We start from the raw sequence: 14,558 nt of genomic DNA on the forward strand, positions 1-14,558 counted from the left end.
GCAGTTCCTCGCATCGTCAATTCAAAATTGAGAGGTCACATGCTCACGCTTTACTACACCCCCAATACTTGTGCGCTGGCAACGCATCTGGCGCTGGCTCATGCAAATGCAGAGTACGAACTGGTACGGATCGACTTCTCGAAGAATGAACAACGGGCGGCAGACTACCTGAAGGTCAATCCGAAGGGCCGGGTTCCAGCGCTTGTGACGGGGCGCGGGGTCCTGACGGAAACACCGGCCATGCTCATGTTCATCGCCCAGACGTACCCGGACGCGCATCTGGCTCCGCTTGGTGACACGTTTCGACTTGCGGAGATGAACGCTTTCAACGGCTATTTGTGCTCCACGGTTCATGTCGCCCACGCCCACCGAATGCGCGGCCACAGATGGGCAGACGAACCTGAAGCGTGGGACGCGATGCGAAGGAAGGTTCCTCAATCTGTGGGTGACGCCTTCTCGCTTATTGAAGATGAGTATCTGCGTGGACCGTGGGTTCTGGGAGAAGAGTTTTCTGTGTCAGACCTGTATCTTCTAACCTTGGCCCGCTGGCTGGAGAGTGACGGGGTGGACCTCTCCCGCCTTCCCCGAATCCTCGATCACAGGGCGCGAATGCTGGCTCTTCCTCTCGTCGCCGAGGTCATTGCTCAAGAGGAAGGGCAGCCGAAATGAGGCCTGGCCCCACCGTCGGGCAGACACTTCGGAGGCCGCTTCGCGCCCGTTGGCCCGCTTCTCATGTCAAACGCTAGAAGGCATCAGCATGGGCTTCGATAGCACATGGCAGTTCCTCGGAGGCATCGCAATTGGGCTAGCGGTGATCGGGTCGTTGTGCCTTCGCGCTGCCGCGTCGTATGTGCTCGAGCGCTGGGGCCGCAGAACGAAAGGTGCAGTGGTAAGTTCAGTAGAGAAGAATGACGATGGAAGCGTGGTGTACGTCGTGTTTTATGAGTTCACAGCTACTTCGACCTCCGGTGCGCCTCAGATTCAAGCGGGGAAGCAGACGACGCGCTATGGCTTTCGCGCCAGCGACATTGTTGCCGTTCGATATTGGCCGAAGTGGCCGAGGCTCAACCGAATCGCGGAGCGCGCCGTCTGAAGACGGCAAGGACACGGGAGATGCCGTCTAACATATCCATCGACGCGCACCCACAACGACAGGATGCGGCTTCGCCGCAATTGTTGATGGTCCGGTCATCTTTACGTTATGTCGCGAACGCCACCGCCTCCTGATGTCGGCAATCTCTGGCAGCGCGTGCACAAGCAATGGCGCGACGCTGGAGTGGGCGTAAGCGCTGGCGCAACTGAGGAAGCGATTGCGGAATTTGAGCGCCGGTACGAAGTAGCTTTGCCTGAGGATGTCCGAGCCTATTTCGTTGCTGAAAACGGAACTGGCCATGAGATGGATGATGTGTACTTCCGCTTTTGGCCGTTGGCGGAGATCAGGCCCGTGAAAGACGAACTGGATGATTCAGGCGGTGTCATCTATCCGGATCGCTTCGCGTATCCCGACTGCTTCGTGTTCGCTGATCATCTTATGAACAGTTGGCTTTACGCAGTCCGACTGACGAGCGACCGGAATCAACTCGCCCCGGTGTACCGCGTCACAGCCTCGGACGAGGGTGGGGAACAGATGGCTCCGACATTCCGTCTATTCATGAGCCGATACGCGGATCGGCCGGAGAGCATTCTTTGAGGCTGTTGCGACATAACCTGTCGTTCGAAACGGACGTCCAGCGGCGTTCGCCCCCTTCGTTCCCAACTTTGCCGGGTCGCCAGTCAACGTCGCGTTAGGCGTCACGAATTCCCTCGCACATCACTTTCCGAGATCAGCCACAACATGAAGATCGGTCAAGCAGTCATTCGCACGATCCTGGGGCTCTCAGGTGCAAGTGCACTTGCCCTGGTTCTCGCAGCCGGCTATTACGCCAACGAAGTGAGGGCTGCCAGAGTTGCAACACCGTCTCTGATTTCCGAAACCTGGAAGCGCTTTGGAGCCCGGCTGAAACCCACAGACTTGTCGAAGGACAGGCAAGCCATGTTGTTGGCAGTCGAAGACCCGGCGTTCACCCGGCATCACGGCGTCGATCTTCAAACTCCCGGCGCAGGAATGACGACCATCACGCAAGGTCTGGTCAAGCTCATTTACTTCCCGGACGGGTTCAAGCAAGGTATCGCTAAAGTTCGCCAGACGCTGATTGCGCAATACGCCCTGGATTCGCTGGTTTCCAAGAACGATCAAATGCAATTGTTCCTGAATATCTGCTATCTGGGCAGCAAGAATGGCCAGCCTGTTCATGGCTATGCGGCCGCCGCACAGGCATATTTCGGCAAGAGCTTTGCGGAACTCACTGACGAGGAGTTCCTGTCGCTCGTCGCAATGCACATAGCCCCCGATAACCTGAAGCCTGGGACGCCCGAAAACACCCAACGCGTTCAACGTATTCACGCCTACCTCTCTGGCAAGTATCGGCCTGCGAGCCTGCTGGATGTTGAGTACAACGGAAAGCAACACGGAACACTGGCGGAAGAAGCCCTCATGTCAATCTTGCGACTTGTCACTGACGCAAGGCCTGAGCGCGCTGGTAGCTAACGCACTTGACTTGCAGTGGTGCCCAGCCTTTTAATTGAGAGGACGCGTCCCGGCAAGCCGGGTCACGCCTCACATCTCAAACGTTAGACAGCACGAATTACGCCATGGCTTTCGCTTCACATGAAGAGTACTTCGCGAGCGTGCCCGCCGAGTCGCGCCTTCAGCTCCAATCCATTCAGGAAAAAGTTGAGGCCTTGGTGCCTGGCGCCTCGCGCTGCGTAAGCTACAACATGCCCGCATTCAAGCGCGGTCGGGTGTTCTTCTACTTCGCTGCATTCAAGAAGCACATTGGCGTCTATCCGCCTGTCACGCAAGATGCGCGCCTCATACAGGAACTCGCGCCATACCGTGGCGAAAAGGGCAATTTGTCCTTCCCGCTGAAGGAGGAGCTTCCTATCGAGCTTATTGGCCGGGTTGCCCTGGCGCTGTCGCAAGAGTACGGCCGCAAGTGAACGGCGAGCGTGGTCCCTGACCTTTCGTTGCTTCCTGGAGTTCTCTTTGCCGCAGGTGGGGCAGGGGGCAGCGCCGACGCTGCGGCATGCGCGCACTGAGGCCTGCCTCTGCATAGGGCTGAAACGAAGACGGCGCTTTTTTGCGCGCCCCTTGTTTTGCTATCAAATCAGTAGCTGCTTGCGCTCATCCGCATTGGTCTTGGGGCCTGTTTCGTATATGAAAATACCCAAAAACAGTTGATTCTGGCGCTGCCATACCTCGCAAAAGACCCTGTAGTGGCCTCCAAAGAGCGGTTTTGACCTCTTTTTATGCATGAAAACTGGCTGCAGACCAATGTGGACGGGCGCAAACAGCTATTAAATCAATAGCATTTCGAGCGGGAAGGGGGCCTATCTGACGACCGGACTCGTGCGCACGCCTGTGCTTGTCTGTCGCATCCACGCCATAGGTTCCAAAGCGTTCTTGGCGAGGTCGATTCTCATGGTGATAATCGCCGTGATTTGCCTCCCCAGGTGAACTGATGAAGCCGCAGGTCTCACGACCGGAGGCCCGCCTGGGATGGGGATCCTCGCATTCATGCGAGACAAGCGGCGAGCACTGGATAAGGACCCCGTGCGTTCGTCACTGATGTACTTCAAATATTGGGGGGAATTGGTTTTGAGCCTGACAAAGATTTCACTTGTGCTGTTCATTGGGGGCCTGGTATGGCTCGGTGCCGAGTATGCGGAGGACCGCAAGCGCCCGTCGCGCCACAAGGTCCCTTCTGAGGCTGAATTGAGCACTGCCACCGGCAAAGCCCTGAGCGCCCGCGTTGTTGAGCGCAAGACAAAAAAAGGTGTACTTGCGAGCCGTTACGCGGAGCTGGACATACAAACCTCCGCAGGCATCGAGACTGTGCGCGTGGGCGAGCCGAACTCTGAGCGTTCGCTGGACGGGCTGGGTGGTGAAACCGTGACAGTCAGGTTCGATCCGAAGGACGAAAAGTCGGTGTTCAGCCTGAGCACCCCAAGCCGCCAGGTGATCGCGTACCGCGATACAGCCGCGTTCAAGGCCAGGCTTGTCGAGGGCAACAGCGGCGGCTACACCATCGGCTGGATCGCGGTGGCGTTGGGCGTTCTTGGCTTCTGGTTTGGCCGTAAGGTGGCAGCGAGTTGACCAGAAGTGCTGTGTCTTGCCCGGGGCCGCGCAGCTCAAACGGGGGCACGGTATTTCTGCTACTCAAAACAGCCACCCCAACCCCATGAGTCTTATCGCCGAGCCCATTTCTCCCCAGTTCGCGGCGAGCACGCTGCGGAATTTGCTGACACCGACCTTCGGACCCCTTCAGGGCTGGAAGAGCGGCCGTGGCCACAGCTGGTTCACAAGCTCCACCAAGCTGTTCAAGCTTGAGTTCTACGGGCGTGTGCCGAGTTGGTCGTTCGAGTTCGCATTGAATCTCTGCCCCAAATATCCGTCCCATATGAAAGCCGCTGTCTCGTCGATGGCGAGCTTCGATCTGGAGATCGACCTCAAGCGATTGGCCGACGCGCACAACCTGCCATTGAGCCTAAAGGGCGTGCTGCCTGGTGGTGAAAACCAATACACCATGCTGGTGAACAACGGCCCGGCAGCAGAGCGTGCCGCGGCTGAGCTTGCCTCTGTACTGGCGCATGCACTGCCGTTGCTGGCAGGGATCGACAGTTGGCAAGCGCTGGACCATTGGGCTAACCGCGTACCGGATGCCGACTGCCCGTTTCGGTTCTTGCGCCGCCCCACCACATGGACACCCATAAACTACCATGCCGACCTCGCCATCGCCAAGGCGGCAAATGCGCCTGACTTTGCCGCCCGGGCATCCGGCAAGCTGTCTCGCTACCGCGAGCGCGGCACGCCGATGGTTGGCTTTCTGGAAGCGTTTATCGCCGCATGCGGACTGCCCACATGAGCCGGCGCGGCGCCGGGAACCCTCCATTCAATGGTGTAGCCGCCATTGTTGGCCTTGGCCGCCTCGCCAAGCAGGGTTGTACCGGGTATCTCAAACCTTAGTCGTCACCGGCCATGCAAAAACTTCTACTCGTCGGTGCGTGCTGGGCCTTCTGGCTAATTTATGTCGTCGCGACCGTCAAGACCGATCTGAGAGCCGGCATCTCCGTGTGGCCATTCGTCAAGATGGCAGTCGCTGCCGTTGTTGCCGGATACGTCAGCTCAGTCCTTCTGCGGCCGTCAACCGAAGCTCAGGATGAAGCCGAAGAATCCCACTGGCGGCCTATGCCGCTGTTGATCAGGGTTGTTCTGGCAGTCGCAATCTTCACCGTAGGCCTTGGCCTGATCGCCATGAGCCTGGTTACCTCTTTGTTCGGTGCCATCGGAGTGGTTATCGGGATTGCCTGCTTGCCCATAGCTCTCTACTTTCTTGTCGCCGGTAAATACAATCCGCATGATGTGCCTTGAGTACTTTAAAAGAGGCACTGAACCCTTCTGTTGGGAGGTGCCGACCGGAAAACCGGTCAGCACTGTCCTTCTAAAGCGTTAAACCGTGCACGTGACGGCAATTCCACTCTTGCTATCCGACGCAGACTACAGGCTTAATACGCGCAAAGCATCACACACAACACCATGCGTTCACTTTTAGCCCTGCTTGCGTTTGTCATCACCTCAACACTCGCCACGGCTGCAGAGCCCAGCAAGGTCCGGGCTGGCTCGTTTGTACTTCTTGCTGAATCAAGGCTTCCCGATGCAGCGGCCTTTCGTGCACAGCTCGAGGTGCGGCTCAAGGGAAGGGTCAAGATTGATGACATGGAAGCAGACGGCCAAAAGATCATTCTTCTTCGATCGCGGGGTGGTACGGTGATGATTGGCCTCATCGATGCACCTCTGCCAAAAGGCCAGATTGACGACTTGTGCCAAGGCGCTTGGTACTGGAAGAGGGCCTGCGAAGAGACTGCCCGGCACCAAGCCCATGTATACGTCAGTATCCTGGACACGAATCTCGATCAGCTGGACGCTTATCTCTTGCAGACCGACGTGGTGACAACGCTGATGGACCAGAATGCCATCGCAAGCTATTGGGGCGCGAGCCTGCAGTCCCGGGAGGCGTTCCTGAAACAGAGCGCGCAGGCCAGTCGAGCGAGGCCGCCCGTTTGGCTTTGGGTCAACTTCCGTATCTCAACCGATCTGGAGAAGGGGTTCTCGCTGTCCACGCAAGGAATGGAGAAGTTTGACCTTCGGGAAATTGAGACCAAGGACGTGAATCGGAATGGCCTGGAAGTTTTCTCCCTGCTCATGAACATGGCCCAGTATCTCGTCAGCAGTGGACCGGTGATTAAAGACGGGGAGACGATAGGTGCTTCACCAGCGCTGAACATCAGGGTTCGCCAAGGACCGTCCTACTGGCGGGAAGGTGCCACAGTCTACAGAGTGATGTATCCAAAGGAATGAGGACCGCATGTAGTTCTCCGGGGGCCAAGGCTATAGTGCAAATATCGAATCCGCTCCCGGACCTGATCCAGTAAGCGGGCAGACTGCAGTGGAGGATTGCGGGGTTTCATAGAATTTTTATGCCTGTATTAAATTACAGTGTGTCTCTTTGAATCCCAGCATGCAAGCGGCTTACAGGAGGTTTTAATGTCCAGATTGGATTGCAAGCGCCAGGTTATATCGCAGGTTTTGCGGCATACATTACGTTAGGCCGCACACATGTCCCTGGGCCACGTCTATCTCCTTTCGAGCCGCGCACTCAAGACGCTATGCGTGGTTATGGGTTTTTTCTTCCTCGGGGTAACAGGGCACATCTGGTTTCAGGGCGACTTGCAGAAGAATGGAGCTGAAGTTCTAGTTCTCATCCCGCTGCTCTCCGCTGTGATCATGCTCGCGGGCGCCGCTGCGCTAAAGGTCGAGACCCTAAGGGCCGTTGTGCTAGCCTGGTTCATCGGAGGGCCGGTGGTGCTCTATGTTGTTGGTTGGGTGGGCTGCAAAGCGCACTGGTTTTCGCAGTCGTTCTGCCAGTAGACGAGAGGTAGTGCCTGTGAGTTCGCGGAGATTTCAAATGCGGCCAGCCCCAGCGGTTCGGCCTAACCAGTTGGTCAACCGGACGCGCTCAGGTCGGCTTCGCCTCCCGGTGCGTGCCGGTTACCGCCAGCGTTAGGTGACACGAATGCGACGGCCGTTCTTGACTATCTACGACTACGGCACCGGTGGCGTGTGGCAATACATCACCGCAGACTCACCCGACCAAATTACGGCCAAATACCCGCGGCTGAAGGTGTTTGTGGTGCCGCCAGATTGGTGGTCCGCAGATGATGAGGAGGGTATACGCCGCTACGATGTAGAGGCGGAACCCGATCAAGTGCTTAAAGGTTTTACCAAGCCGAGCGAATGACAATGCCACCTAACATGGCGGTGGTGCGGACGCGCCGAACACCAGCGTCTTCATTCATAGGCAGCGCGGCGGCGCGCCGCACAACTCTACGTTATGCCTTATTGAACTGAGCTCTATCTATCAAGATGTCGATTCGCACAATCAAAGGTGAACGCCTGCACCATACAGGCAAGCTACTCGGTTATGACATTCAATACGAATTCAAGCCCATTGGCATCGTGTACAAAGCTGATGTCGCGCTCGAAGGAAAGAGTACGAAGCTCGTGCAAGGTGTTATCACTTGGAGTCTGCGTGCGTTTCCCCCGGGGCGTCGAGTTGAAGAGAGTATTTGGGAAGACATTGAATTCCTCGACATGGACAAACTAGTTGCACGGCTACATGAGGCATAACTTGTCAGTCAACGCGGACGCCCAGTGGCGTCCGGCTGCTGGCGCGGCCACCTCTAGTGGGCGCCGGTTACTTTTACGTTAGGCCGTCGCTCATGCCATTGATTCGAATAACAGGATGGGAGCCCGGTTTTCTCAAGGTGTCTCATACCCAAGCACTTCGAGAGTGGGCGGGCCTGTCTTTAAGCGAGGCTAAGGACGCCACCGATCGAGTGCTGAATGGCGAAGTCGTTGCCTTTGTTGTGGAGCAAGAAATGGAGGCGCTCAAGGCGCTGGGGCAACTGAGAGAACTACGGGCGGTCGCAGAAATTCACGATTCGATGCTGCCTAACCCTTCCTCCAAGTAGACGCCTAGCGGCGCCGCTTAAGTCAAACGTTAGGCCGCATGAAACGCTTCACCATCACTCTCACCCTCATCCTTTGTATCGCAGCGTCTGGTGTATCGGCCCATCAAGACAGACGACTTTCGCTGTCTTCGGGAGGAGCAATCCCCGAACTGCCTCCCCGGTACGCGGCAACGCGCGTTCAGATCGGGTTCTCGAAGGGCAAATCAGGAAGGCTCACGAAGCTGACACTAACTTCCGTCGGACAAAGCACTGTCGTCAAAGGCTGCTTGCTCGAACTTGTCCCTGCCAGTTCGCGGAAAGGAGTCGCCCTGGCTGGGTCCTGGTATCACGACAAGCAATTCCTGCCCGACTACATCCAGATTCTGTTCAAGACGTCGCCATCACCTCGCGGCCTTCCAGAAGAGCCTGGCGTCTTGTTCCTATTCAGCCTGGAAGACGCACGCCTACTTGAGGTCAAGAAGATAGTTCTGCTTCTCCAAGAACACGCGGTCGAGTATCAAGAAATCGCGTTAAATGATGGTTGCCCCGGTAAGCCGTAGGCCACGTCGCCGCATGCGGCCTAACCCCTTGCTCAAGCGTTAGGCCTCACATGACTATCTGGCGATTCATCTTGCTTGGACTCGCATGGGGCTTGGCCATGTCGGCCTTCTTTCTTTATGATTTTCGAGGCGGTTCGAATCCAGTCCTTACGCTTCTGCTGGTGACGGGCCTATTTTTGATTGGTGGCGTCCTGTTTGGTGTTTCCATGTTCCTCTTAACGAAAGTCACTGCTCGTGTTGCCGGTTTCGAGATATCAAAGACTCAAAAGATGAGGCTTAGCCTTCGGAACTCGATTCTCATCGCCGCGGGTATCGTGCCTTCTGTGGCAATCATCGGGGTCGTATTCACGCTTCAATACGAATTTTTGTGGGTGGCACTGGCGGCATGCTTGGGGCCCACACTTGTTCTCTTGCCGGGCTCGGCCAAGTCAATCAGTGGCCGATTGCTGTTCGTTCGATGCATTGGTTCGGTGACAGTGGGTGCACTCGCCGCCGCTGCAACCGGCGCATTGTTCATGTCCTTCGAGTTGAGTCCGGTGTTTCTGTTGACGTGCGTTGCATATGCGGCGGCTTGGACTATCGCTCAAGTTATTTCCATATTGATTCGTCCGCACTTCAGCCAGGAGGCAGGGCAGTGACGGCGAAATCCAACATGTCGCTCGATGCGGACCCACAACTGCAGAAGGCCGATTCGCCGCGAGTATTGCCGTCCGGTCAGCTCCAACGTTGTCCAGCATCAATTCGCAGCGTAGGCATGCGAACCGAAATGGCATGAGAGCTTCGACCTGGCTTCGGTGCGTTAGCTACTCTGTCGTAGTCATTGCCTTACTGCTGCTTTTGGGGGTTGGCGATCTGCTGCCAGTTGACCTTTTTCTTTGGCTTCAAGTTCTCTGGTCTGGCGCTTCGACTCCGCGCTACATGCGTGTCGTTCCCACCAGGGAGTCGAGTATGCTCGTGTGGGGTTTGCTGGCATTTGGCCTCATCCTGATTGCGACGGGTTGGGCGCTAAAGCCGAAACGAGCGGAGAAGTGACTTATGGTGACTTATGCATAACATGTCAATCGACACGGATCCACAACTGCAGGAGGCGGCTTCGCCCCCAGTTTTGATGGTCCGGTCATCTTCACGTTAGGCTCTTTCTTCCCTGCCTCATGCTTGCAAAGCTATTCGCCGCACTCCTGGCACTCTCTGGAGTACTGCTGGTCCTTGTAGGGAGCGCGGCTATCATCCAGGCCGAACCCAACTCACCCATGTTCTTTGGAATGCTATCTGCCATCGTTGCGTTCGGAGTGGGCTGCCTCATCGCCTCCATCGGCGTCTTCAGAATGCGGCGGTACGGCTTCGTTTTATGCATTGGCCTGGGCGTCAGTGCTGCCGGCCTCGCGCTTGTCGTTTCTGAATCTGTAGGCCAAGGAGTACTTTGGCCAATCTTTGCGTTCATGACGGCCAGCGGCGCTGCAGGTTTGTTTGTGAAATCAGGCGCCAATGTGACGTGAAGAGCCACGCCGTGACCAGGCTTTCGATTTTCTTGGCGGCATATTGCCTTCGCTCTACAGCCTAACAGCTCATGTAGAACGTTCGGCGTCTTTCAGCGTCACCATTTAGCAAGGGAGTTAGTTTTGAAGAAAGCATGTGCAGTGTCGGCAAGTTTGTTGGCCTTCTTGTCAGTTGAAGCCGCAGCCCAAGCCATACCAATGGAGGAACAGACATTTACTGAATTTGCTGCACAAGCAGTACGGCGCGAGGTTGGCGACACGCCCGTCGCAATAAAGGGGCCATTTACACTGTCGGTTGGCGCATTGCAGGCCAATCTAGACAGAGTTTTCGGTTTTTGCCGCTCTAATAATTCTGGTTGCGCATCCGAAATTGATCGGTATGCCAAGGGTGTGGCGCAAGTGCTAAAACAACAGAATGCGCCGGTAGACAGAAGCTCAGTGCGCCTCGTTGTCCGGTCAAGCGAATATATCAAGCGAGCGCAGGAATCGTTGAGTAGTGATGGCCCGACGCTTCAAACGAAGCCACTCGTTGAAGGGCTGGTATCGGTAGCCGTGCTCGATACGCCGCGCGCGATGAGACCGCTTGACGATCGCGACCTGAGAAAGCTCAACATGTCACAGAATCAGCTGTTTGAGCTTGGTGGTGAGAATCTGCAAGCCACACTGAAGCCTCTCGCTGACAGTGCGAAGCCCGTCGGAAGCGGACAGATTGGCGCTATTACAGGTAGCGTGTATGAAGTCGGCCGCGTCGCCATTCTTTCTCAGTGGGCACCTCTTGCAAATGCTCAGCAAGGTCTCCTTGTTATAGCTCTTCCAACAACGGATATGGTCTTGTACATATCGGAATCTACTCCGTCAGCAATAGATGCACTTCGGGCGCTCTCAAAAGACACCGCTGCAAAATCATCCAATCCTCTTTCGCCAACCACCGTACTCAAATGGACCGCTGAGCGATGGATGCCCGCACAGTGAGCGCCAAGGTGGCCGCATCAATGCCTGACCCTTCTATCAAGAGGGCGCACCCCGGCATGCCGGGTGGAGCCGCTCATCTCAAACCTTAGACGTCAAGAGAAAATATGCGCAGTCCCATTGAGCGTTTCAAAACCGTATGGCTCGACGCCAGGAGCCGTGGATCGTCAAAACACAGGAATGCTGTTTGTGTTTCCACCATCGATGCGGATGGATACCCCAGTTCGCGATTTGTCGATTTGAAGGAAGCGGAAGAGACGGGTTTCGTCTTCTGCACGCACCTTGACTCAGGCAAGGCCCTGGACATCGCTCGCAACCCCAAGACCGGCATTACGCTGTGGTGGGAGCATATCGCCACGCAAGTACGCATCAAAGGCGTTTGTACGGTAATACCGGAACAGGAGGCCGAAGTACATTGGGCTGGCCGTCTGCGGGATGCCCAAATTGCCACAGCGACATTTCAGCAGAGCCGCCCGCTTGCAAGCCTCGAGTCGCTTTCGGATCAATACGGACGCGCCGTAGCTGCGTACGATGGCAAGCCAATCCCTCGCCCCGCGAACTGGGGCGGATTCAGGCTTCGGGCCGAGCATATTGAATTCCTGGAGTTCAAAGAGAGCCGCCTGCATGCGCGCACGACCTATTCCCGCATTGGTCCCCGATGGGAGCAGGCTTTCCTGCAACCTTAGGGTGTCTCGCCGGGAGTAACCCATCATCTGAGCGGACCCACAACAGCAGGCCACGTGACACCGTGCTGTTAGTTCCGGTTCCGCGCGGCCTGCTGCTACAGTCCACTCAGCCCAAATGTTAGGCCTTAAAAATGCCCGATTACGACAACCCCGAAGTTGAAGCCCAGTGGTGTGCAGAGCGCCGTGCTGAAGTATCCGAATACTTGCAGCGAGAAGGCCTGGTGCATGGCCGGATCGGCGTTGAGCCTGTGTGGCACCTTGCCCCCTATGTCTCAGTTTGGACCGTCGAAAGCCTTGAGAGCCCTGGTTCGGTGGGCTGGTGGGCTATCTCTGGCGATATGCCGAACGACTATGTTTCCTCAAGCAAGGCTGGAACTCCACGGGAAGCGGTGCATGCCATCGCTTCTCTCTGGCAGGACGCGGCTCGATGCATGGCGCGTGGAGAGCGGCACCCAACGTTTGTCATTGGTACGGGAGAGAACATGGAAGAACTCGCCCCCATGCTCGCATCGAGGGCCGGGTTACTGCTGGAATGGGCCGATGACCCAGCGGTATGGGAAGACGATGAGCTTTAACGCGCTAGAAATTTTTTCTCTAGTGACCTCGGTCTTCTCGCATCACAGGCCTGAGCCTTGCTTCGGGTGGGCACACAAACCTTAAGTTCTTCGCATATGCCATCAACAACTCAAGCCCTGTTCATTTTTCTCGCGTGGTCTGGTGTCCAGGCCGTATTGCTTCTTGCGTCGCTGCGTTCCAGGCAACCCTTGCCGGAATTGCTCGCAGCTGTAGAGAAAGTCGAGCCTTCGATGGCGCCGGCGGAAAAAGGTGACATGGCCAGAGGATTCCTCTGGATCAGCGTTGTCTGGTTCGTCCTGGCCACAACCATTGCGGCGGTTTCTTTCAGTTCGGCATCAAAGGGAAGCCTGTGGGCCCTGGCCGTTTTTACCGCCATAGGTGGCTGGTCGCTCTACGATGCAGCGTCAAGCCCTGTCGTTCTGGGCCGCATGTACCCAGGGCGCATTAAATGGACAAACTGGCTTACAGCTGTATTGAGCTCAACGGTCTGGTTATTGCTCTTTGTGATGCTGGCCATTCAATGGCTCTCCTGAAGCCGCCTGGCCTTCTTATCTCAAACGTCAGGCGTCATGATGACCATTTATGCAACCAGCAAGGTCGTACACGCTGCGCTGAGGCGCGCGCTCAGTCCATGGTTTACGGCGAACGGCTGGAAGCGGCGGCCCGGTTACTCCTGTGCGTTTATTCGACCTGCCGGGCCGGGTTATTGGTGTCTGTGGTTTCAGGTCAATTCCTGGGGAGGTCAACTCTCGGGAAGTTCGTTCACACTGAATCTGGTTCATCAGGAGTCTGCGGAATCGTCACTCTGCGGTGGGCCAAATGCCCGCGTGCTGCGTACTCTGAGTGCAGCCGATATAGAGCTCGGTTTTTCCATCGCAGCGGAGCTGGCCAAACGCATTCCAGAGCCCGCGGCATCGGATCCAGTACACGAATGGGCAAAACTTCCGGGCTATCAGGGCGAGATGTGGCGCAAGAGAATCGCTGATCTTCAGACAGTGAATCCTGACGCCTGGAAGCCGGATGTCGATGTCTGGCTGCCGTATTACGCGGTGGCTGACCTAGATCTTTGGGTCGATTTTCTGCTTCCGAGGTTTCCGCACCTTCTGCGCCAGAGCCAAGGGCAGGATTTCACCGCACAATGACGCTCATCATCCATACACCTCCAACTATCCAGCTCACCCATGGAATCTCCCAAACTCAGAGTCGGCCAACCGATTACGCCCGAGCAATTCGACGACCTCACGGACGCGCAGCTGTCACGGATCGTCCCCAAGGCGTATCGCGAATTTTTCCCCGGTAAAGATTTCTGCGCTGATGGGTACTTCTATCTTCACGACGGAACTGCCTGGAGCTTTTACCGAGGTGATTTCCTTGATGAATAGTGTTTGCCTGTCGCTGAGTGGCTTGGCAAACCTTTAAGGCGCCACAAATGCCGTTTCACCATAGAAGATGGCTCGTCCTGGTCGCGTTCCAGCTCGCCGTCACGCCGGCCCTGGCCATGGAATTCAATCTCATTGGGGAAACGCTGATCATGTCCGGACCGGTTGTTGGCGGTGACGTTGCCCAGCTCAAGGACCAGCTTGCCACGAATCAAGTGAAGCTCGTTTTGCTGCACAACAGCCCCGGGGGCGATCTCTGGAACGGGCAAGAACTTGCAAGGCGTATTCGGGATGCAGGCCTCGACACTGCAGTCTCAGGAAAATGCGAGTCCGCATGCGGCCTTGTTTTTCTCGGAGGGGTCCACCGCTACTACAGCGACGGCGCTCCTCTGGCGAAAACCATGATTGGCCTGCACGGCGCGCACAACAGGGAAACCAAACAGGCGATGCCGCAACTTGGGGCCCGGATGGCCTATCTCATCAGGGAAATGACCGAGAAGAAGTTTCCGGACGATCTTTTGGATCGCACTGTCTATTCAAAAGATCCCTCGGATCTCACCTACATCTTTCATCCTGCGCGTTTCAAGGTGGATGGCAAGTCTCGTGGTGTCATGGAATGCAACAAACAGGCGGATGCGACTTTCAAATGCACGATGGTCGATGGCCTGGACGCGATATCAGTCGGGGTGACAACAAGCCCGGAAGTTCTTCGCCTCAGCGAGGAAGTGAAAGCAATGGTTGCAAGGCCGTGAGGCGTCGCGCGTGAAAGTGCCTCACACGCTT

The 14,558-nt window shown here is 56.4% G+C and carries 22 protein-coding genes; all 22 read left to right on the plus strand.

Going from position 1 to position 14,558, the window contains the following annotated elements; genetic code table 11:
• Window positions 1-39 precede the first annotated feature (39 nt).
• The 22 genes from AC1D13_RS02640 to AC1D13_RS02745 all read left to right on the plus strand — a co-directional run bounded on the left by AC1D13_RS02640 (window position 40) and on the right by AC1D13_RS02745 (window position 14,527).
• Window positions 40-669 carry a glutathione S-transferase family protein gene (locus tag AC1D13_RS02640; RefSeq protein ID WP_477667521.1) on the plus strand — a complete coding sequence of 210 codons (630 nt, stop codon included), beginning with the start codon at window positions 40-42 and terminating at the stop codon, window positions 667-669.
• A gap of 532 nt (window positions 670-1,201) precedes the next feature.
• Window positions 1,202-1,690, plus strand: coding sequence for an SMI1/KNR4 family protein (locus AC1D13_RS02645; RefSeq protein WP_457279010.1), 489 nt, complete (start codon window positions 1,202-1,204; stop codon window positions 1,688-1,690).
• A gap of 144 nt (window positions 1,691-1,834) precedes the next feature.
• The gene (locus AC1D13_RS02650) at window positions 1,835-2,587 is read left to right on the plus strand and encodes a transglycosylase domain-containing protein (RefSeq protein WP_457279009.1); all 753 of its coding nucleotides are present in this window, start codon (window positions 1,835-1,837) and stop codon (window positions 2,585-2,587) included.
• Between the two features lie 104 nt (window positions 2,588-2,691).
• Entirely contained in the window at window positions 2,692-3,039 is a 348-nt protein-coding gene (locus tag AC1D13_RS02655; RefSeq protein WP_477688885.1) for an iron chaperone, read from the plus strand.
• Between the two features lie 613 nt (window positions 3,040-3,652).
• Window positions 3,653-4,195 (plus strand): hypothetical protein, encoded by a 543-nt coding sequence (locus AC1D13_RS02660; RefSeq protein WP_457279007.1) that lies wholly within the window; start codon window positions 3,653-3,655, stop codon window positions 4,193-4,195.
• An 85-nt stretch (window positions 4,196-4,280) separates the two neighbouring features.
• Window positions 4,281-4,964 (plus strand): hypothetical protein, encoded by a 684-nt coding sequence (locus tag AC1D13_RS02665; protein WP_477688886.1) that lies wholly within the window; start codon window positions 4,281-4,283, stop codon window positions 4,962-4,964.
• Window positions 4,965-5,077: 113 nt separating this feature from the next.
• Window positions 5,078-5,470, plus strand: coding sequence for a hypothetical protein (locus tag AC1D13_RS02670; protein WP_477688887.1), 393 nt, complete (start codon window positions 5,078-5,080; stop codon window positions 5,468-5,470).
• 165 nt (window positions 5,471-5,635) lie between these two features.
• Window positions 5,636-6,457, plus strand: a complete 822-nt coding sequence (locus AC1D13_RS02675; RefSeq protein ID WP_477667516.1) for a DUF4261 domain-containing protein — start codon at window positions 5,636-5,638, stop codon at window positions 6,455-6,457.
• A 258-nt stretch (window positions 6,458-6,715) separates the two neighbouring features.
• Entirely contained in the window at window positions 6,716-7,027 is a 312-nt protein-coding gene (locus tag AC1D13_RS02680) for a hypothetical protein (RefSeq protein WP_477688888.1), read from the plus strand.
• A 160-nt stretch (window positions 7,028-7,187) separates the two neighbouring features.
• Entirely contained in the window at window positions 7,188-7,397 is a 210-nt protein-coding gene (locus AC1D13_RS02685; protein ID WP_477688889.1) for a hypothetical protein, read from the plus strand.
• A 125-nt stretch (window positions 7,398-7,522) separates the two neighbouring features.
• Window positions 7,523-7,786: a hypothetical protein gene (locus AC1D13_RS02690; protein WP_477688890.1), complete on the plus strand. Its 264-nt coding sequence runs from the start codon at window positions 7,523-7,525 to the stop codon at window positions 7,784-7,786.
• A gap of 92 nt (window positions 7,787-7,878) precedes the next feature.
• Entirely contained in the window at window positions 7,879-8,130 is a 252-nt protein-coding gene (locus AC1D13_RS02695) for a hypothetical protein (protein WP_477688891.1), read from the plus strand.
• A 38-nt stretch (window positions 8,131-8,168) separates the two neighbouring features.
• Window positions 8,169-8,669: a hypothetical protein gene (locus tag AC1D13_RS02700; RefSeq protein ID WP_477688892.1), complete on the plus strand. Its 501-nt coding sequence runs from the start codon at window positions 8,169-8,171 to the stop codon at window positions 8,667-8,669.
• 50 nt (window positions 8,670-8,719) lie between these two features.
• Entirely contained in the window at window positions 8,720-9,307 is a 588-nt protein-coding gene (locus AC1D13_RS02705; RefSeq protein ID WP_477688893.1) for a hypothetical protein, read from the plus strand.
• Window positions 9,308-9,820: 513 nt separating this feature from the next.
• Window positions 9,821-10,165 carry a hypothetical protein gene (locus AC1D13_RS02710; protein ID WP_477688894.1) on the plus strand — a complete coding sequence of 115 codons (345 nt, stop codon included), beginning with the start codon at window positions 9,821-9,823 and terminating at the stop codon, window positions 10,163-10,165.
• Between the two features lie 123 nt (window positions 10,166-10,288).
• Complete coding sequence (locus AC1D13_RS02715) at window positions 10,289-11,137, plus strand: DUF1444 domain-containing protein (protein WP_477688895.1); 849 nt, start codon at window positions 10,289-10,291, stop codon at window positions 11,135-11,137.
• A gap of 104 nt (window positions 11,138-11,241) precedes the next feature.
• Window positions 11,242-11,820, plus strand: a complete 579-nt coding sequence (locus tag AC1D13_RS02720) for a pyridoxine/pyridoxamine 5'-phosphate oxidase (protein ID WP_477688896.1) — start codon at window positions 11,242-11,244, stop codon at window positions 11,818-11,820.
• A 131-nt stretch (window positions 11,821-11,951) separates the two neighbouring features.
• Complete coding sequence (locus AC1D13_RS02725; RefSeq protein ID WP_477688897.1) at window positions 11,952-12,395, plus strand: DUF4826 family protein; 444 nt, start codon at window positions 11,952-11,954, stop codon at window positions 12,393-12,395.
• 96 nt (window positions 12,396-12,491) lie between these two features.
• Window positions 12,492-12,929, plus strand: a complete 438-nt coding sequence (locus AC1D13_RS02730; protein WP_477688898.1) for a hypothetical protein — start codon at window positions 12,492-12,494, stop codon at window positions 12,927-12,929.
• A 36-nt stretch (window positions 12,930-12,965) separates the two neighbouring features.
• Complete coding sequence (locus AC1D13_RS02735; protein WP_477667507.1) at window positions 12,966-13,538, plus strand: hypothetical protein; 573 nt, start codon at window positions 12,966-12,968, stop codon at window positions 13,536-13,538.
• A gap of 39 nt (window positions 13,539-13,577) precedes the next feature.
• Window positions 13,578-13,778 (plus strand): hypothetical protein, encoded by a 201-nt coding sequence (locus tag AC1D13_RS02740; protein ID WP_457278994.1) that lies wholly within the window; start codon window positions 13,578-13,580, stop codon window positions 13,776-13,778.
• A 47-nt stretch (window positions 13,779-13,825) separates the two neighbouring features.
• A complete protein-coding gene (locus AC1D13_RS02745) occupies window positions 13,826-14,527 on the plus strand; it encodes a hypothetical protein (RefSeq protein WP_457278993.1) in 702 nt (233 codons plus the stop codon).
• Window positions 14,528-14,558 lie beyond the last annotated feature (31 nt).

This window comes from Polaromonas sp. P1_E12 (assembly GCF_056405975.1).